The organism is Pigmentiphaga aceris (assembly GCF_008119665.1).
Taxonomy (GTDB): domain Bacteria; phylum Pseudomonadota; class Gammaproteobacteria; order Burkholderiales; family Burkholderiaceae_B; genus Pigmentiphaga; species Pigmentiphaga aceris.
In genome coordinates this window covers 5,436,628-5,455,338 of the sequence record NZ_CP043046.1, presented here as the reverse complement: position 1 = coordinate 5,455,338, position 18,711 = coordinate 5,436,628, and the positions used below count along the sequence as shown (strand labels likewise).

Below are 18,711 nucleotides of genomic sequence, written 5' to 3'. Positions count from 1 at the left end.
TGCAGTGCCTGCACACCGCAGCCGAAATGTTGCTGTCAGATCATTGCTGGCAGCCCCGCGCCCTGCGCCTCAGGCGTAGACGTCGATGATCTCGCCAGGACTGCTGGTGCTTGCCGTGCCGCCCGCGGCCTTGAACGCCTCGGTCTGGGTAGACAAGGCTTCTTTCTGCGATGCGGTCTTCTCAGCCGCTTCGCTGGAACTGGCCTGTTGGTCCCTGATCCGCTTTTGTTCCAAGGCCTGAGCCTGATCGGTCAAGGTGACGACCTGCGTCTGATACGACGCCATGCGCTCGGCTTTGACTTCCGCCGCCATGTCCGAGCTTTCCAGGCTCGCCATCATTTCGCGCACACGTTCCAGGCGACGATTCATGACGGCGATCTGGTTGTCGATCGAGCTGGTGCCGGTGGCACCGGGGCTGGCTGTCGTGCCGATATTCGAAATGCTTGCCATGATTTCTCCTAGTAAGCGCTGACGGGGTCAGCGCCTGGCGTCGCGTTGCTTACAGCGGCGGCAACTGACGGCGTTGACGGAATTCGTCGGTCGCCACGTAGACCACGGTGGCCTCGGTCACTTTCACCACATCTGCATTCATCCGGTTGCGCTGTGCATAGACTTCGACCGACACCGTGATCGAGGTGTTGCCGGTGGCCACCACGTCGGCATAGAAGCTCAGCAAGTCACCGACGAACACCGGTTGCTTGAACACAAAGGAATTCACCGCGATGGTTGCCACCCGGCCATTGGCGCGCTGGATGGCGGGCAATGCGCCGGCAATGTCGACCTGGGCCATGATCCAGCCGCCGAACACATCGCCATAGACGTTGGCATCGGCAGGCATGGGCATGACACGCAGTACGGGCATGCGGCCGTCGGGCAGCGTCAGACGATCGGGGGCGGTGGCAGGAGTCGGGTTGGACATAAAGGCGGTGGACACTGAGAAGACAGGAACGGTGAAGCCAAAAGCGGGTGGGGCACGGGCAGGGCAAGAACGGACAGGGCGACAGTCAGCAAGTTGAGGTGGGAAGTCAATGAGCTGGGAAGTCAAACACCGGTAGATCAAAACCGGCAAATCAAAAACCGTCCGGGCGGAATTCCAGCGTCCCCGAAGGTCAACTGCCAGACCACCGCCCGTGCGGGATCGATCAAACCCGCGCATGGCTTGCATTATGCCGGGCCGGGCGGCTTGGCGTCGCGTTTATTCCTGTTCCGATCAGGCACGGCATGCGCACTACAATCCGCCGCTTGTCACATTACCGAAGGACGCCAGATCATGGATGCGAAGTGGCTGGAGGATTTCGTCGCGCTGGCCGAGACGCGTTCCTTTTCGCGGGCAGCAGAGTTGCGCCACATCACGCAGCCGGCGTTTTCGCGTCGTATCCAGGCGCTGGAAGCCTGGCTGGGCACCGATCTGATCGACCGCGCGGTGTATCCGACGCGGCTCACTGCAGCAGGGGAAACCTTCCGTCCGCAGGCCATCGACATGCTGGCGCGGCTGGATGAAACTCGTGCCATGCTGCGTGGTCAGCGTCCTGACGCGCGTGATGTCATCGATCTTGCGATGCCGCATACCTTGTCGCTGACCTTTTTCCCTGCCTGGCTCAGCGCGGTGGAACGTGATCTGGGCCCGCTGTCGACAAGACTGATGGCGGTGAATGTGCACGATGCCGTGCTGCAATTGGTGCAGGGCGGTTGCGACCTGACGCTGGTCTATCACCATCCCCGTCACCCTGTAAAACTCGACAGTCGCTACTACGACATGCTGCGACTGGGAACGGAGTCCATGTACCCGTATTGCCGACCCGATGCGCAAGGTGCTCCGGAATTCGGTTTGCCTGGCGACCCGGCACAGACCACGCCGTTTCTGGCTTACACCCCCAATGCCTACCTGGGACGCATCGCGAACCTGATTCTGCAGTCGGCACAATTGCGTCCCGCCCTGGTGCAGCGGTTCGAAGCAGACATGGCCGAAGGCTTGAAGGCGATGGCGCTTGCGGGGCATGGCGTGGCCTTCCTGCCCGAAAGCGCGGTGCGACGCGAAGTCGAAGCGGGTCAGCTGGTCTGCGCCGGTAGTTCGTACACGGAAACCATGGATATCCGCGTCTATCGCGCCCGATCTGCGGCCGATACACCGGCCAAACCGGTGGTCGATGCGCTCTGGCAATACCTGGAAGATGCCAGTGCAATGCTCGCTTGAAAGGCCCTTGTAAGGCCTGTGTCAGCAAGTTGTATCTAAATAGGCGGGTTGTATCTAAATAGACGTGTAATTGGCCTTGGTTGTGCGGGTTGCACCGTCTTGATGGGGGAGCACTCGGGGTGCGTGTGCCGAGCGGGATCAGAGACGCGATGGGTCTCAATTTTTCCTGTTTGGCGCTCTGATCCCTTTGCTACACTTCCCTTACCCCCGAGAGGGATAGCTAGGAGACATTTGTGAAAAAGAACGTCGTCGTCATGGTTGCAGCCGCGGTTGCATTGGTATCCGCATCGGGTGCTGTGTCCGCTCAAGAACTCACCGGACGCCTCAAGAAAATCAAAGACACCGGCGTAATCACGCTGGGTGTTCGTGACGCATCCATTCCCTTCTCCTATCTGGACGACAGCCAGAAGGTCATCGGTTATTCGATCGATATCTGCCACGGCATCGCCGATGCAGTGAAGGCCGAGCTGAAGCTGCCCAAGCTTGAAGTCAAGCACAACGCAGTCACCTCGGCTACGCGTATTCCGCTGATCGCCAACGGTACCGTTGACCTGGAATGCGGTTCGACGACCAACAACCTCGAACGTCAGCAACAAGTCTCGTTCGCCCCGACGACCTTCGTCACGGCAACCCGCTTTGTCGCCAAGAAAGCTGGCAACTTCAGCGATCTGCCTGACTTCAAGGGCAAGACCGTCGTGTCGACCGCCGGCACCACCAACATCAAGTGGCTGACCGAAATCAATGCCAAGGAAAACCTTGGCATGAGCATCATCCCCGCCAAGGATCACGCAGAAGCCTTCCTGATGGTTGACAGCGGCCGCGCCTCTGCCTTCTTCATGGACGACATCTTGCTGTACGGCCTGGTTGCCAATTCCAAGGCACCGGCTGACTGGGTCGTGGGTTCGAAGGCTTACACGGTCGAACCGTACGCCATCATGCAACCCAAGGGCGACGCCGAGTTCAAGAAGGTCACCGACGCTGCTGTGGTCGCCATGATCAAGTCCGGCCAAGTTGAAAAGCTGTACGCCAAGTGGTTCCAAAGCACCATTCCGCCGCGCAACATCAACCTGAACGTGCCGGTTGGTGATCCGCTGAAGAAGGCGCTGGCCAACCCGACCGATTCGGGCGATGGCAAGGACTACCAGTAAGCGCAATCAGGCAAGGGCCGGTTGCCTCTAGGCACGGCCACTAGCCTCTCATCAGAGGACCTCCGGGTCCTCTGATTTTTTATTCAGGCCTACGGAGCGGGCGATGAATTACAACTGGAATTGGGGCATCTTCTGGCAGACGTCGCCAGATGGCTCAGGGACCTATCTCGACACCTTGATTTCCGGCCTCGGATGGACGCTCAGTACTGCGCTGTCGGCCTGGGCTATCGCGTTGGTGCTCGGTTCGATCATTGGTGTCATACGCACCACGGATTCAAGATTGGCAGTTGGACTGGGCAATGCCTACGTCGAGCTGTTCCGCAATGTGCCCTTGCTGGTGCAGATGTTTCTCTGGTACTTCGTACTGCCGGAACTGCTGCCAAGTGCAATGGGTGCTGCGATCAAGCAAGTGCCGCCGCCGTGGGGCGCATTTGTTCCTGCTGTGCTGTGCCTGGGCTTCTTCACGTCCGCACGGGTGGCTGAACAGGTTCGCGCAGGTATTCAGGCTTTGCCGCGCGGTCAACGCATGGCGGGTACCGCGCTGGGTCTGGAACCCGCGCAGGTCTACCGCTACGTGCTGCTGCCGATGGCTTTCCGCATCATCTTGCCGCCGATGACCTCCGAGTTCATGAACATCATCAAGAACTCGTCCATTGCGCTGACGATCGGCCTGATGGAACTGACCGGTCGTGCGCGCTCGATGCAGGAATTCAGCTTCCAGGTCTTCGAAGCGTTCACTGCTGCCACCATTCTGTACATCAGTTTGAATGTGGTGCTGGTGTTCGGCATGCGCTGGCTGGAAAAACGTGCGGCGGTGCCGGGCTTTGTCGGCCCGAGCGTCAGCGGCGGTCACTGAGGAGCAGGGCATGTTCGGCAATTTTGACCTGGACCTGATCTGGCGCTCCGCGCCTTATCTGTTCCGTGAAGGCATGACCTTCACCCTTACCCTGACCGCACTGGCTACCGTTGGCGGCGTGATCTTCGGCACCTTGCTGGCGATGATGCGACTGTCCAGCTACAAGTGGCTGGGCCGTGTCGCCGCCGGTTACGTGAACCTGATGCGCTCGGTCCCGCTGCTGCTGGTGATCTTCTGGTTCTACTTCCTGGTGCCTTACATCGGCGCGTGGTTGATCGGTTCCGCCACCCCGATTCAGGTGGGCGCGTTCTGGTCCTGCGTGATCACCTTCACGTTGTTCGAGGCTGCATACTTCTCGGAAATCATGCGGGCCGGTATCCAGTCGATCTCGCGTGGTCAGACCTTCGCCGGTTATGCGCTGGGCCTGAACTACTGGCAGATGATGGGCAACGTGATTCTGCCGCAGGCATTCCGGAACATGATTCCGTTGCTGCTTACGCAGACCATCGTGCTGTTCCAGGACACCTCGCTGGTATATGTACTGTCGATTACCGACTTCGTCGGCGCAGCATCCAAGATCGCACAGCGTGACGGCCGCCTGATCGAAATGTACGTGTTCGTGGCGCTCGTCTACTTCGTCATCTGCTTCGTTGCATCGCGCCTCGTGCGTCGCCTGCAGCAACGCGTGGCGATCATCCGCTGACGGCCTTGTCGGCTTTCATTCATCACTTATTCACGGAGTCTCGAACATGATCGAGATCAAGAACGTCAGCAAGTGGTATGGCTCCTTCCGGGTCCTGACCGATTGCACGACTCAAGTGTCCAAGGGCGAAGTGGTCGTGGTCTGCGGCCCCTCGGGCTCGGGCAAGTCCACGCTGATCAAGACGGTCAACGCGCTGGAACCGATCCAGAAGGGCGACATCATCGTCGACGGCACCTCGCTGACCGACCCCAAGACCAACCTGCCGAAGGTGCGTTCGCGCGTCGGCATGGTGTTCCAGCACTTCGAGCTGTTCCCCCATCTGACGGTGACGCAAAACCTGACGCTGGCACAGATCAAGGTGCTGAACCGTCCGAAGGAAGAAGCGATTGCCCGTGGCGTGAAGCTGCTGGATCGCGTGGGCCTGTCCAAGCACAAGGACAAGTTCCCCGGTCAGTTGTCGGGCGGCCAGCAACAGCGTGTGGCAATCGCCCGCGCGCTGTCCATGGACCCGATCGCCATGCTGTTCGACGAACCCACATCTGCACTTGACCCGGAAATGGTCAACGAAGTGCTGGACGTGATGGTCGACTTGGCCAAGGAAGGCATGACGATGATGGTCGTCACCCATGAAATGGGCTTTGCGCGCAAGGTGGCGCATCGCGTGGTCTTCATGGACGCCGGTGCTATTGTGGAAGACTGCCCGAAGGAAGAATTCTTCGGCGATCCGTCGGCCCGTTCAGAGCGCGCGCAGTACTTCCTGTCGAAGATCCTGCAGCACTGATCGACGCCCCCAGACGCCTCAAGGCGGTTTTTACATGACGCCTTAAGGCGACTTCCACATGACCAATGCCATTGATCCACTGCACGCGCAGCAGTTGCTGCGCGACGCTTTCGACGCCGCAGTCGCGGCTGCCGATCCCACCCACATCGTGGCGGCGCACCTGCCTGCGCCGCCCGCCGGCCGCACCCTGGTGCTGGGTGCGGGAAAAGCGGCGGCCAGCATGGCGCATGCGGTGGAACAGCATTGGCCAGCGGACGCCGATTTGTCTGGCCTGGTGGTGACCCGGTATGCGCACGGCTTGCCGCTGTCGCGCATTCGGTGTGTGGAAGCCGGGCACCCGGTGCCCGATTCGGCAGGTGAATCCGCCGCCCGCGAGATGCTCGATCTGGCCACCCAGTTGGGTGACGAGGACTTGCTGATCGTGTTGGTGTCGGGTGGTGGGTCCAGCCTGTTGTCGCTGCCGGTGGCAGCAGTGCCGATCGAAGACCTTCGTCTGGTCACCAAGCAATTGCTGGCCAGCGGGGCACCGATCGAAGCCATGAATGTGGTGCGCAAGCATTTGTCGCAAGTGCAGGGCGGCCGCCTGGCGGCTGCCACGCGTGCGCGGGTGTTGGCCCTGATCGTGTCGGACGTGGCCGGGGATGATCCCTCGGCCATCGCGTCTGGCCCGACGGTGCCTGATCCCAGCACTTATGCGGATGCGCAGCAGATTCTGCGACGTTATGACGTAACGCCGCCTGCATCCATCGCTGATTGGTTGGCGGCGGGTGCGGCTGGTGTTCATGATGAGACGCCGAAACCCGGCGACGCGGTGTTCGCTCGGGTTGAGAACAAGGTGATCGCCACGGCGCAGCAAAGCCTGCAGGCGGGTGCCGATGTGTTCCGCCAGGCTGGCATCAAGCCGGTGGTCTTGGGTGATACGGTGACGGGCGAGGCCCGTGAAGTGGCCAAGGTTTACGCGGCGCTGGTGCGTCAGATACGCTTGTTGAATGAGCCGTTCACGGCACCGGTTGCGCTGATTTCGGGCGGCGAGTGCACGGTGACGGTTCGCGGCAAGGGGCGCGGCGGGCGGTGTACGGAGTTTCTGTTGTCGTTGGCGGCGGAACTTGGGTCAGAATCTGGGATCGCGGCGCTTGCGGGCGATACGGATGGAATTGATGGCTCGGAAGACAATGCGGGTGCGTGGTGGACGACGGATCAGGTGAAGGCTGCAGCGGCGCGTAATGTGTTGCCGGTTCCTTTCCTGGATACGAATGATGCCTGGGGATTTTTTGAAGCCCTTGATACGCTGATCGTGACGGGGCCGACGCGGACCAATGTGAATGATTTCCGGGTGATTTTGGTGTTGCCTGTTTGAGGGTTTTTTGCGTGTTTTCGAGCGTCTGTGATTTGGTCAGGCGCTTGGGTTTGTAGCTGGGCAGTGTGTTCAGGCTCGTGGGTTTTGGGCTGTGTAGCCAGTCGCGGGTGGTGGGGCCGGGTCGTCTGCCCCGCTTGACCTTGGCGTCGGGTCTCCGCCCTCCACCTTGTCCAGAAGGGCCGCCAACCCGGCCCCACCACCCACGCCTTCAAGCTTTCTTGGTTTTCTGTACATGCCGCCTTTGGGCGGTTTTTGTTTTTCTGGCTGCCTGGTGCTGGAATCGGTTCTCGGCATGCGTGGGCCACCATTCTTGAACGCTACGCGGCTGGCCTTGGGGATTGGCTGGCCAGGTCGCCACGAAGCGGTTTTTGCGGCTCACGATTCTGACCGTATATCAGCTGCCTTTTACGGCAGCGACACTCAAGAAAATTTGCACGCCTGCTTGATGTTGGGGTGACACCGAAGCGGGTGGCCGCCGCGTCACGGCATGCGGAGAGCAGCAGCGACGATCGTGTCGCTGGCGGTTGATTTGATGCAAACGTGTGTGCGGCGCATTGGTCGATGCACTTGCCTTGCTGCGAGGGAGTGTCAGAAATTCTGTGTTTGGGGTCTGACGTCTCGCTCAAGGAGCATGTATGGCCACCAAAAAGAAACTACCCCCACGCGAGCTGCCGAAGCTACCGCCAGAGCTGGTCGATCAATTCGTCAACGGCCCGATGACGGTCGATGCGGTGCAGCACCTGTCGATGGCGTTCAAGAAGGCGTTAATCAAGCGGATGCTGGGTGCCGGGCTTGGCCTCCACCTGCGCTATCCACCAAGCGAGCATCCGCCGTAGGCCGCCAACCAGCGCAGCAGCAAAACGGTGCTGACTGACTGTTGCCAACGTTCCGCGTTCTCAGCGGCCATCGCCGAGTCCCCGAACGTTTACTGCGCGACCCAAAAACATCAACCGTCAGCGCCCCGCCTTCTCGTCGCATTACCTGGTGCGCGGCCACCCGCTTCCGTGTCACCCCACCATCGAGCAGAAGTGCAGTTTCCTTGCGTGGGATTGCCGTAAAAGGCCGCTGCAGAACCCGTCAAATCGTGAGCCCCAAAACCCGCTTCGTGGCGACCTGGCCAGCCAGTCCCCAAGGCCAGCCGCTTGGCGATTAAGGACGGTGGCCACTGAATGCCGAGAACCGCATCCAGCACCAAGCAGCCAGAAAATCACAACGCGCCCAAAGGCGGGATCAGCTTTTAACCAAAGCAATTCTGAAGGCGTGGGTGGTGGGGCCGTGGCGGCTGCCCTTCTGGACGAGGTGGAGGGCGGGAGTCCCGACGCCTAGGTCAAGCGGGGCAGCCGACGCGGCCCCACCACCCGCGACTGGCTTACATATCGACCCCCAGATCAGCACCCTGAGATTCAACAGCGAAGACATATTCAGCCCCGTCCATGCAGCCTGCTTCTGGCCCAAAGCACGATACGTCCGGCAGAAATCCCACAGCGGATACCCGAAACTTGACCCCACCCCGCACCCGAACTAGTCTTTTCTGCTGCGCGCAACATCCACCCCGTCAGACGCAACACCCCCTCAGATTCTCAGGTCCCCGCAATGTCCACCGATCGCATCGTCCACGCCGCCTGTCCCCACGATTGCCCCGATAGCTGTGCAATCGAAGTCACCGTGCGAGACGGCGTTGCGATCAAGATCGCCGGGGCCGCGGCACATCCGCCCACCGGTGGCGTGCTGTGCGCCAAGGTCAACAAATACGCCGAGCGTGTCTACCACCCGGATCGGGTGCTGTACCCCATGCGCCGCGTGGGCAAAAAAGGCGAAGGCCGCTTCGAGCGCGCCACCTGGGACGAAGCCCTGACCGACATCGCCGCACGCCTGAGCGACATCGCCGCCCGTGACCCCAATCGCATCGTGCCGTACAGCTACGCCGGCACCATGGGACTGGTGCAGGGCGAGTCCATCGCCGCGCGCTTCTTCAATCGTATCGGAGCTTCCCGACTGGACCGTACCATCTGTGCCAGCGCCGGTGCCGAAGCGCTGCGCCTGACCTTTGGCGCGGGCGTTGGCATGGACATGGAACAGTTTGCCAATGCTAAGCTGATCTTGCTGTGGGGCACCAATGCCATCGCGTCCAACCTGCACTTGTGGACGCGTGTCCAGCAGGCCAAACGCGATGGTGCAACGCTGGTGGCCATTGACCCCTACGCGTCCGACACCGCGCAGAAATGCCATCGTCATCTGGCGATCCAGCCCGGTACCGACGCTGCACTGGCGCTCGCCATGATTCACGTGCTGGTGCGTGACGATCTGCTCGATCATGACTACATCGCGCAGCACACCATCGGCTTCGACGGACTGGCCGAGCGCGCGCAGAAGTACACGCCGGCCTACGCCGCTGAAATCACGGGGCTGGATGCTGCCGACATCGAATGGCTCGCCACCTTGTACGGCGAGATGGCAGTGCGTCAGCAGCAGCCGGTTGCCATTCGTGCCAACTACGGCATGCAGCGCGCACGGGGTGGCGCAAATGCGGTGCGTGCGGTGGCCTGTCTGCCTGCGTTGGTGGGTGCTTGGCGCAGGCCCGCAGGCGGGTTCCTGTTGTCCACCAGCGGCTGGTTCCCGGTTGATCGTGTGGCACTGGAACGCCCGGAATTGCTGGCGGGCCGCACGCCGCGCACGGTGAACATGTCGGTCATCGGCGACGCCATGCTGAACCTGAACGACTATGCCGATGCACCGCCCGTCGAAGCCGTGATTGTCTACAACAGCAACCCAGTGGCGGTCGCGCCGGAATCTGCGAAGGTGGCGCAAGGGTTTGCGCGCGAAGATGTGTTCACCGTAGTGCTGGAACACTTCCAGACCGATACGGCGGACTACGCCGACTGGTTGTTGCCGGCCACCACGCAGCTTGAGCATGTGGATGTGGTCAAGCCCTACGGTCATGCCTACATCATGAGCAACGAGGCGGCGATTGCGCCGATGGGCGAGTGCAAGCCCAACACGCAGTTCTTCCGTGAACTGGCTGTGCGCATGGGCTTGGATGACGCCTGTCTGCAAGACAGTGACGAGGTGCTTGCGCAGCAGGCGTTCAACACCCGTCATCCGCATGCTCAGGGGTATGTGTTTGAAGACGTGCGCAAGCAAGGCTGGATGCGCTTGAACATTCCGGCAGGCGACGTGGCACCGTTTGCCAATGGCGGTTTTCCGACGGCGTCCGGGCGCTGTGAGTTTGCGTCTACGGAGCTGGCTGCACGCGGCCAGGACCCGCTGCCAGATTACGTGCCGCCCTATGAGTCCGGGCTGGATTCGCCGCTGGCCGCGCGTTTCCCGCTGTCGATGATCTCGCCACCCGCGCGCAATTTCCTGAACTCCACCTTCGTCAACGTGACCAGCTTGCGCAATATCGAAGGGGTGCCGGCGCTGTGGCTGCACCCGGAAGATGCTGGCTTGCGCGGCATCGAAGACGGCAGCCAGGTTCGCGTATTCAATGATCGGGGTTCGCAGCAGTTGCAGGCCCGGGTCACTGCGCGTGCTCGTCGCGGTGTGGTGGTGGCACCGTCGATCTGGTGGAAGAAGCTGTCGCCCGATGGTCGTAATGCCAATGAACTGACGTCCCAGGCGTTGACCGATCTGGGGCGTGCGCCGACGTTCTACGACACGCGAGTGGAAGTCGAGGCGGCATAACTTGAACGAATTGTGGTTGGCCGACTCGACGTGGATCAGCTCAACGCTTGGTCACCTCAAGCCTGGTCACCTCAAGCCTGGTTAACTCAGCAGCAATCAGATCGCAGCAATCAAATCGCAGCCCTCAGCCTCACGCTGGGCACACCACTGACTGACCACTCAGGTAGGTCAAAAACGTCCTGATACACAGCGCGCGGATCGCGGCATCTGCGCGCATCTTCCCGCTTTGCGCGGCGATCTTCCCGGCTCTGGTGCCTGCATGTGCGCACTACCCGCCAGCAGTGGCTCGCGTCGGGGTCTACCCCCTCGGCGGGGTGTCATGGGCTCGGCTATCATCGATCGACTTTGGCGGCCTTGCGGCGTTGTTCGCGGCCGTCACGCGCATCGTTTCGATGCCGGCGAACACAAGGAGATCCCGATGGACCGACCCTGGCTTTCGCACTACCCGAAAGGTGTGCCGCACGACATCGACATGAGTCAGTATGGCTCACTGGTGGAGCTGATCGACGACGCTTTCAGCCGGCATGCATCGCGTGATGCGTACTACTCGATGGGCAAGACGCTGCGCTATGCCGAGATCGATGCCTTGTCGAAGGCCTTCGCTGGCTGGCTGCAATCGCGTGGTTTGTCGCCCGGCGCACGCGTGGCGCTGATGATGCCCAATATCCTGCAATACCCCGTCTGCATTGCGGCCGTGCTGCGTGCGGGCTATGTGGTGGTCAACGTCAATCCGATGTACACCGCCCGCGAACTCGAACACCAGTTGAAGGACTCGGGGGCCGAGGCAATTGTGGTGCTGGAGAACTTCGCGTTCACCGTGGCGCAGGTGATCTCGCACACGGCCATCAAGCATGTGGTGGTGGCCAGCATGGGTGACCTGCTTGGCCTGGTGAAGGGCACTATCGTGAATTTCATGGTGCGCCGGGTGAAGAAGATGGTGCCGGACTACGCGCTGCCGCAGGCGACATCCTTCCGCGCGGCCTTGTCGGCAGGCAGGCGTCATGGGTTCAAGCCAGTGAAGGTCGGCATGGATGATGTGGCCTTCCTGCAGTACACCGGCGGCACAACGGGCGTGGCAAAGGGTGCGACCTTGCTGCATCGGAATTTGCTGGCCAACGTGCTGCAGTCGCAAGCCTGGTTGCAGCCGGGCATCGATCGTGGCGGCAAGCCTGCGCCGGAACAGATCGTGATCGTGGGTGCGTTGCCGCTTTATCACGTATTTGCGTTGACGGTGTGCTGCCTGCTGGGCATGCGCAGCGGTGCCTTGCTGGTGCTGATTCCCAACCCGCGTGACATGCCCGCCATGATCAAGGTGCTGGCTGAATTCCAGCAGAAAATCGTGATCCTGCCGGCCGTGAATACCTTGTTCAATGCCTTGCTGCGCAACAGCGAGTTCGCCAAGCTGAAATTCCCGGCGCTGCGTATTTCGGTGGGCGGCGGCATGGCGGTGCAACGCGCCGTGGCGCAGAAGTGGCTGGCCCTGACGGGTTGCCCGATCTGCGAGGGGTATGGCCTGAGCGAGACCTCGCCCTCGGCGATTTCCACACCGACCGATACCGATGAATATTCCGGCACCATTGGCATGCCCTTGCCGTCCACCGAAGTGCTGCTTCTTGACGATGACGGCGTGCCGGTGCCGCAAGGACAACCGGGCGAGATTTCGATTCGTGGCCCGCAGGTGATGTCTGGGTACTGGAATATGCCGGATGAAACTGCCAACGCGATCAACGCCGACGGTTTCTTCAAGTCTGGCGACATCGGCGTGATGGATGAGCGTGGCTTTATCCGTATCGTTGACCGCAAGAAAGACATGATCCTGGTGTCGGGCTTCAACGTCTATCCGAATGAAGTTGAAGATGTCGTGATGGAACACCCAGGCGTTCGTGAAGCGGCTGCCGTCGGCATTCCGGACGAAAGCTGCGGTGAGTCGGTCAAGCTCTTCATCGTGCGCGATGATCCGGCGCTGACCGAGCGCGACGTGCTGAATTTCTGCCGTGATCGCCTGACCGGCTACAAGCGCCCACGGCACGTGGAATTCCGCGACGAGCTGCCAAAGACGAATGTTGGAAAGATATTGCGACGAGCGTTGCGTGACGAGCATACGAAGCAGGCTTCTGCTTGAGCCTTCTGCGACAATAGCTGGGTCCGGGCTTTCCGGATTGCGTCAATCCGGAGAGCCTCTGTGCTGTCGTTTTCCCCTTCCTATTTTTCGTCGCTGTCGTGCTTTGCGCGCGCACCGCTCGCACTCGCGCTGTCTTTGGGTCTGGCCGCAGCCGCCCAGGCTGGCGTGACCTTCCGCTTTGACCGCCCGCAGGCCTCGCCTGGCCAGCAGGTGTTCGTCGAAGCCACGTTCTTCAATGACGGCAATGCCGTTGCCAACTGGCAGACCCCGCGCGAGCTGGTGCTGCAGTGGCGCAACGCGCAGGGCGTGCTGATCCGCACCCTGGCCAAGGTCGATCGCAAGGATTCGACCCCCCTGGAAATTCCGGTGGGCAACTTTGTGCGCACCCGTTGGGCTGCTGAAGTTCCGTCGCAGGCCGAGGGCGTTCAGACCGTTACCGTCGAAGGCGAACCCGTGTTGCTGGCGCTCGATACGCGCCCGGGTAACGTGGCTGCTGCCGTGGCCCCGGCCCCCGCACCGCTGGTGGACCCGCGCACGGGTACGGTGTTGCCCGCGTCGGCCGTACCGCCGCTTGGCGAGTCGCCCATCACGCCGCTGAGCAACAATTCCGACTTCGAGACGGCCACGCTGCAGCGTTTCCGCAGTGCCGTGTCGTCTTACGAGCCGGTGTATTTCAGTCTGGGCACGGCTAGCGACACCACGGCCCGTTTCCAGATCAGCTTGAAATATCGCTTGTTCCAACCGGCTGACGACAAGAACCCCCGATTCGTTGACAACCTGTACTTCGGCTACACCCAGACCTCGCTGTGGGACCTGGGTGCCGATTCCGCCCCCTTCCGCGATTCGTCTTACAAGCCGGCGTTCTTCTGGCTGTCGGACCGGGTGTGGGAGTCCGAGAACCGTCGCTGGTCGCTGGGTACGGAAGCCGGTTTCCAGCACGAATCGAACGGCAAGGACGGTGCCGATTCGCGCTCGCTGAACAATTTCTACGCGCAGCCCTTGCTGCGTTATCGCCTTGACCAGGGCAGCACGCTCAGCTTCGGTCCGAAGCTGCGGACGTATATGTCGCTTGAGAACAATCCCGACATCCGCGAGTACCGCGGCAATGTGGATTGGCTGGTCAAGTGGACTCAGGACGACGGCATGATGCTGTCGGCGCTTGCGCGCAAGGGCAACAGCAAGGGGTCTGTGCAAGTCGACTTTGCGTATCCTTTGCGTACCGAGTGGCTGTCCAATCTGAACGGTTATCTGCATCTGCAGGTGTTCCGTGGATATGGCGAAACCTTGCTTGAGTACAACAAACGCGCCGAAACGCAGGCCCGGATCGGCTTGATGATCGTCCGGTAAGCGGTTTGGCGAGGGCAGCAGGGCTGACGTCTTGCTGCCATCTTCAGCGGATAGACTCCCACCATGACTGATTCATCGCTCGTTTCGCACGGCTCCGGCGTTGCCGTGCTCGATCTTGGCCACGCCCTTCAGGTTGCCGTCCAGGCCGCTCATGCGGGTGCCGCTGTCCTTCAGGCGTATGCCCGCAATCGCGCCGATCTGGTGGTCGACTTCAAGGCCCGCAATGACCTGGTGTCCCAGGCCGACCGCGAGGCCGAGGCTGCGATTCTGGATGTGCTGCGTGAACTGACGCCGGAATACGGCATCGTTGCCGAGGAAAGCGGCGGTGCAACCAGTGGCGCAGCCACCTGGTACATCGACCCGCTCGATGGCACGACCAACTTCCTGCACGCCCATCCCCACTACGCAGTATCCATCGCACTGGTGGCGCACACCGGTGCGTCGGTGTCGGTTGACGAAACGCTGGTGCAGGACGCACCCGTGGTTGCCGTGGTCTACGACCCGAGCAAGGAAGAGCTGTTCACTGCCGTTTACGGTGGGGGTGCCTGGCTCAACGGCCATCGCATTTCGTGCTCACGCACGGCGGTGTTGGCCGATGCCTTGTTTGCCACCGGTTTCCCGGTGGTCGACTTTTCCATCATGGACCCGTTCATGGGGGCCCTGCGCGATGCGGTCATCGGCTCGCGTGGCGTGCGCCGCAATGGCGCGGCCTCGCTTGACCTGGCCTGGGTGGCCTGCGGTCGTTTCGACGGCTACTGGGAATTCCGCCTGAAGCCCTGGGATGTGGCTGCCGGCACCTTGCTGGTCCGCGAAGCAGGCGGCCATGTTGCCGACATGTTCAGCCGGGATGCCTGGCCGGTACATGGCGACGTGGTGGCATCCAGCGCGGCAATTGCGCCGGCGTTTGAAGGCTTGCTGGCACCGCATCTTGCCAAGGCCGGGCCGCGCAATCCGGGCTGATTTGGCGCATTGATTCAGAAGGCCAATCTGAAAGGCTGATCTGGACGGCAGACTTGAAGCGCTGATGCAGAAGACTGACTCCGCTTCCCGTCTGCCCGCACTTCTTTTTACCGACGACAGGATTTACCTTGGCACGTACGCTTGCACTGTTCGACCTCGATCACACCCTGATTCCGTTCGACAGCGGATCGACCTGGTTCCGTTACCTGAGCGACATCGGCGTTCTGCGCGAGGAAGACTTTGTTGCGCGCAACCAGGAATTCGCTACCCAGTACAAGGCGGGGAAGCTGGACGTGCTGGCGTTCCATCAGTTCTGCCTGGCACCGCTGGCGCTGCATCCTCGCGCGCAGCTCGACGCGTGGCGCGAAAGCTTCAAGCAGGCGATTCTGCCGCGCATTCCTGCTGGCTCGCGTGCGTTGGTCGATGCGCACCGCAATGCCGGCGACCTGTGCTGCATCGTGACCGCCACCAACAGTTATGTGGCGGGCGTGTATGCCGATATTTTCAATGTGTCCAACCTGATCGGCACCGAGCCTGCCATGGTCGACGGCCGTCCAGATGGCGACTTCACCGGCGACATCCAGGGCACGCCCAGCTATGGGCCGGGCAAGGTGCCGCGTGTGCACGAATGGCTGGCGGCGCAGGGCCTGTCCTTCGCGGACTTTGACCACACCATCTGCTACAGCGATTCCTTCAATGACATTCCGCTGTTGGAGGCGGTCGATGAAGCGGTCGCCGTGGGACCGGACGCCACGCTGCGGAAAGTGGCCGAATCGCGCGGCTGGCGCATTATTGCGCGGCCTGTCGTGACGGGACAGGCAAGCGACAGCGCGGACTGGTGAGCACGCAATCGCGCTGTGTAAACCACGGTTTGTACAGGGCGGATTTTGGCCATAGCGTGCGCGTATCTGATCGAATGTGCAGCTGGATGAAGGTCAGATCATTGCTGTACGACGGGCGGATGTATAAATTTAACAACGTCCGCCTTTGATCGCCCGGAAAGCCTGATATAGCGCTGGAAAACCCTGCTTGTTGTTATTCTCGTCATGTGAAATTCAGCGTAGGCTTTCGTCCTGTTTCAATCATGAGGCCGGGATATGGCACTGCGCAGCGACCAGATGGATTTTCACGGAGCCGAGCGGCGCTGGCTTCCGTGGTTTGGCAAGCAGGGAAAACTGGCCATGCGTTGGTCCTGCCTGGTCAATCGCGGTCAGGCAGAGCGGGTCGAGAAGACCTTCACCGGCTTGGTGCAGACCCGTGCCCAAGTGCTGACAGGCTGGGCCACCCAGTATTGGCGACAGCTTGAAGGCCTGGTCAAACGGGTCGAGGACACCTGGGCCGAACCCGATGCCGATCTGTTGGCACGGGTGCATCATCATCTTCCCGAAGTTGCTGAAGTCTTCATCGTGGCGGCCGATGGCGTGGTGCGTGCGTCCACCCACGCACCCCGCGTCGGGCAGGCACACCGCCAGCCCACGGCCATTGCCGCAGGCCTGGCCGCGCAATTCCTGCATGGTCCCTATATCGATCCGCTTACCCAGACCCTGGGGGCAACCAGCTCGCGCTTCCACGACGCCGTCACCCTGGTTTTCTACCAGCCCATACGCGTGCAAGGCAAAGCCGTCGGTTGCCTGGCGCTGCGCATTCCCAACGACGTGATGAGCGACTTGATTCAGCGCGAAGCGGGCCACGTCTACCGAGATTCGGGCGACAACTATCTGTTCATGGTGCAGTCGGTCTTCGACCCCAGCATCGCCACCGGTACCGCCTTGTCGCGTTCGCGTTTCGAAGACGATGCCTTCACGGCCGGCGACAACCTGAAGCAAGGCGTGCAGACGCGTTTCGGCACGGTCAAGGTGCGTGAACACACGGAATTCGAACTGCGTTTCACCGACCCGGCAACGGGTGAACTGCACCCCGGTGTGCGCGAAACCATTCGCCGTGGCGGCAACCTGTTCGTGTCCTATCCCGGCTACCCGGACTACCGTCATATTCCGGTGATCGGTGGCGGCACAACGCTGCGCATGCCCGGTTCGCCCGATACCTGGGGCTTGATGTGCGAGGGTGATCTGGAAGAAGTCTATCGCCGCCGCAGCCTGGGTTATTCGCTGTTGAGCCACTTGCTGGTGGGCAGCGTGGCGGTTGGCGCGGTGAACGTGCTGGCGCATCGTTATCTGCCCAGTAGCGAATGGATGGCAGGGGCCGTATCGGTGGCCGCTACCGTGTTGATGGCACTGGCCGTGTGGGGCTTCAGTCTGCGGCCGAAAGCCAAGCGACTGCAGTCATTGGCGGACTTCTTCCTGGACACGGCCGAATGCGGTGCCCCGTTGAGCAATCGCCTGTCGTCCGAGAGCTTCCGGCATGACGAAACCGGCGCATTGGCCGGCTGGGTGAACAGCTTCGTCGACAAGATGGACACCACGATGAAAGACATCGTGGCGGCTGGCAGCGCACTGGAAAACACGTCCACCGCACTTACGCGCACCTCAGTCGCGGCTGCGCAATGCGCCTTGCAGGGTCGTCTGGCCGCCAGCACTGCATCCGATGCGATGCGCGATGTGAGCCACAGCATCGGTGAAGTGACGGAACACATTCTTGGCAGCGAAGCTGCATCCAAACAGGCCTTGGGCAATGCGTCCAATGGCGCGGTGGTGGTGAAACAGGCGGCCGACGATATTGGTCAACTGGCCAGCCAGGTGCAGCAGACGGCAGAGACTATTGCCACCCTTAGCCAGCAGGCCGATGCCGTGCAGCATGTGACCGAGGCGATTCGTGGCATTGCCGAACAGACCAACCTGCTGGCGCTGAATGCTGCCATCGAAGCCGCACGCGCAGGCGAGAGCGGTCGAGGCTTTGCGGTGGTGGCCGACGAGGTGCGCAACCTGGCCACCCGCACGGCGCAGTCCACGCGTGAGATTGCTGCGACGCTGGCGATCATTCGCCAACATGCGGTGGAAGCGGGCAGTGCGATGCAAGCCTGCCAGGAAACTGCACGCGGCAGTGTGGCTCGGTCAGTTACGGCCAATGAGGCACTGGCGCGCATTCACACGGATGTGGCGACGGTTCAGCATCAGCTTGGCGAGATCAGCCGGGCAATGCAGTCGCAGCGGGCGCAGGTGCAGTTGGCCAATACGCAGGCCGAGACGATTGATTCGGTGGCGCACGACAGCTCGCGCGCGGCTGGCGACACCTTGAGCGCGGCGCAGGTGTTGGAGCAACTGGTGCTGGATCTGCAGAAGACGGCGAGCAATCTGGGGCGTCAGGCGTTGGAAGGCAGCAATTCGGTGAAGATGACGCCGCCGGTCGCAACGCGTGCTGCTGCGTTCACGGCGGCAGTGGTCTGAGGCGATTGCGTTCTTGAACGCGGAATAGCTCGGCGCATCAGGCCGGATCATCACACCGGATCATCACACCGGATATCACAGCGGATATCACAGCGGCGCATCAGGCCGATCTCGGTTCCGCGCAATCCCGGCCCACGGTCTTTGTGTTGTCCACAGCGCGCAGCGCGCTGCGGCTGTGGACAACACATTCCTGTCGGCACGCCTTCCCTTGTGTGGGC

Annotated in this window: 15 protein-coding genes; 13 read left to right on the top strand and 2 right to left on the bottom strand. The window is 61.5% G+C overall.

The window, feature by feature from the left end:
• Positions 1-69: 69 nt before the first annotated feature.
• Both FXN63_RS23455 and FXN63_RS23450 read right to left on the bottom strand, forming a co-directional pair.
• A complete protein-coding gene (locus FXN63_RS23455) occupies positions 70-450 on the bottom strand; it encodes a hypothetical protein (protein ID WP_148817933.1) in 381 nt (126 codons plus the stop codon).
• Positions 451-499: 49 nt separating this feature from the next.
• Positions 500-919, bottom strand: a complete 420-nt coding sequence (locus FXN63_RS23450) for an acyl-CoA thioesterase (protein ID WP_148817932.1) — start codon at positions 917-919, stop codon at positions 500-502.
• 351 nt (positions 920-1,270) lie between these two features.
• On the opposite strand from FXN63_RS23450, the gene FXN63_RS23445 reads away from it, so the two are divergent.
• From FXN63_RS23445 to FXN63_RS23385, 13 genes are all read left to right on the top strand, one after another.
• Complete coding sequence (locus FXN63_RS23445; protein ID WP_148817931.1) at positions 1,271-2,194, top strand: LysR substrate-binding domain-containing protein; 924 nt, start codon at positions 1,271-1,273, stop codon at positions 2,192-2,194.
• Positions 2,195-2,448: 254 nt separating this feature from the next.
• A complete protein-coding gene (locus tag FXN63_RS23440; RefSeq protein WP_148819754.1) occupies positions 2,449-3,342 on the top strand; it encodes an amino acid ABC transporter substrate-binding protein in 894 nt (297 codons plus the stop codon).
• A 103-nt stretch (positions 3,343-3,445) separates the two neighbouring features.
• On the top strand, positions 3,446-4,198 hold the full coding sequence (locus FXN63_RS23435; protein WP_148817930.1) for an amino acid ABC transporter permease: 753 nt from the start codon (positions 3,446-3,448) through the stop codon (positions 4,196-4,198).
• Positions 4,199-4,208: 10 nt separating this feature from the next.
• Positions 4,209-4,901 carry an amino acid ABC transporter permease gene (locus FXN63_RS23430; protein ID WP_148817929.1) on the top strand — a complete coding sequence of 231 codons (693 nt, stop codon included), beginning with the start codon at positions 4,209-4,211 and terminating at the stop codon, positions 4,899-4,901.
• A gap of 46 nt (positions 4,902-4,947) precedes the next feature.
• A complete protein-coding gene (locus tag FXN63_RS23425; RefSeq protein WP_148817928.1) occupies positions 4,948-5,682 on the top strand; it encodes an amino acid ABC transporter ATP-binding protein in 735 nt (244 codons plus the stop codon).
• Positions 5,683-5,740: 58 nt separating this feature from the next.
• On the top strand, positions 5,741-7,039 hold the full coding sequence (locus FXN63_RS23420) for a glycerate kinase type-2 family protein (protein ID WP_148817927.1): 1,299 nt from the start codon (positions 5,741-5,743) through the stop codon (positions 7,037-7,039).
• Between the two features lie 635 nt (positions 7,040-7,674).
• Positions 7,675-7,875 carry a hypothetical protein gene (locus tag FXN63_RS23415; protein WP_148817926.1) on the top strand — a complete coding sequence of 67 codons (201 nt, stop codon included), beginning with the start codon at positions 7,675-7,677 and terminating at the stop codon, positions 7,873-7,875.
• A 757-nt stretch (positions 7,876-8,632) separates the two neighbouring features.
• On the top strand, positions 8,633-10,720 hold the full coding sequence (locus FXN63_RS23410) for a molybdopterin-containing oxidoreductase family protein (protein ID WP_148817925.1): 2,088 nt from the start codon (positions 8,633-8,635) through the stop codon (positions 10,718-10,720).
• 418 nt (positions 10,721-11,138) lie between these two features.
• Positions 11,139-12,842, top strand: coding sequence for a long-chain-fatty-acid--CoA ligase (locus FXN63_RS23405; protein ID WP_148817924.1), 1,704 nt, complete (start codon positions 11,139-11,141; stop codon positions 12,840-12,842).
• A gap of 60 nt (positions 12,843-12,902) precedes the next feature.
• On the top strand, positions 12,903-14,189 hold the full coding sequence (locus FXN63_RS23400; RefSeq protein WP_246164955.1) for a phospholipase A: 1,287 nt from the start codon (positions 12,903-12,905) through the stop codon (positions 14,187-14,189).
• Positions 14,190-14,252: 63 nt separating this feature from the next.
• Entirely contained in the window at positions 14,253-15,149 is an 897-nt protein-coding gene (locus tag FXN63_RS23395) for an inositol monophosphatase family protein (RefSeq protein ID WP_148817923.1), read from the top strand.
• A gap of 128 nt (positions 15,150-15,277) precedes the next feature.
• Positions 15,278-15,991 (top strand): HAD family hydrolase, encoded by a 714-nt coding sequence (locus FXN63_RS23390; RefSeq protein ID WP_246164954.1) that lies wholly within the window; start codon positions 15,278-15,280, stop codon positions 15,989-15,991.
• A gap of 255 nt (positions 15,992-16,246) precedes the next feature.
• The gene (locus FXN63_RS23385; RefSeq protein WP_246164953.1) at positions 16,247-18,493 is read left to right on the top strand and encodes a methyl-accepting chemotaxis protein; all 2,247 of its coding nucleotides are present in this window, start codon (positions 16,247-16,249) and stop codon (positions 18,491-18,493) included.
• The last annotated feature ends 218 nt before the right edge of the window (positions 18,494-18,711 follow it).

What these genes read in the sequence shown, in the direction of transcription:
- FXN63_RS23445 (WP_148817931.1), top strand. Translation starts at nt 1,271, where the DNA reads ATGGATGCGAAGTGGCTGGAGGATTTCGTCGCGCTGGCCGAGACGCGT.
- FXN63_RS23450 (WP_148817932.1), bottom strand. Translation starts at nt 919, where the DNA reads ATGTCCAACCCGACTCCTGCCACCGCCCCCGATCGTCTGACGCTGCCC.
- FXN63_RS23440 (WP_148819754.1), top strand. Translation starts at nt 2,449, where the DNA reads ATGGTTGCAGCCGCGGTTGCATTGGTATCCGCATCGGGTGCTGTGTCC.
- FXN63_RS23415 (WP_148817926.1), top strand. Translation starts at nt 7,675, where the DNA reads ATGGCCACCAAAAAGAAACTACCCCCACGCGAGCTGCCGAAGCTACCG.
- FXN63_RS23425 (WP_148817928.1), top strand. Translation starts at nt 4,948, where the DNA reads ATGATCGAGATCAAGAACGTCAGCAAGTGGTATGGCTCCTTCCGGGTC.
- FXN63_RS23430 (WP_148817929.1), top strand. Translation starts at nt 4,209, where the DNA reads ATGTTCGGCAATTTTGACCTGGACCTGATCTGGCGCTCCGCGCCTTAT.
- FXN63_RS23455 (WP_148817933.1), bottom strand. Translation starts at nt 450, where the DNA reads ATGGCAAGCATTTCGAATATCGGCACGACAGCCAGCCCCGGTGCCACC.
- FXN63_RS23385 (WP_246164953.1), top strand. Translation starts at nt 16,247, where the DNA reads ATGGCACTGCGCAGCGACCAGATGGATTTTCACGGAGCCGAGCGGCGC.
- FXN63_RS23405 (WP_148817924.1), top strand. Translation starts at nt 11,139, where the DNA reads ATGGACCGACCCTGGCTTTCGCACTACCCGAAAGGTGTGCCGCACGAC.
- FXN63_RS23395 (WP_148817923.1), top strand. Translation starts at nt 14,253, where the DNA reads ATGACTGATTCATCGCTCGTTTCGCACGGCTCCGGCGTTGCCGTGCTC.
- FXN63_RS23420 (WP_148817927.1), top strand. Translation starts at nt 5,741, where the DNA reads ATGACCAATGCCATTGATCCACTGCACGCGCAGCAGTTGCTGCGCGAC.
- FXN63_RS23435 (WP_148817930.1), top strand. Translation starts at nt 3,446, where the DNA reads ATGAATTACAACTGGAATTGGGGCATCTTCTGGCAGACGTCGCCAGAT.
- FXN63_RS23410 (WP_148817925.1), top strand. Translation starts at nt 8,633, where the DNA reads ATGTCCACCGATCGCATCGTCCACGCCGCCTGTCCCCACGATTGCCCC.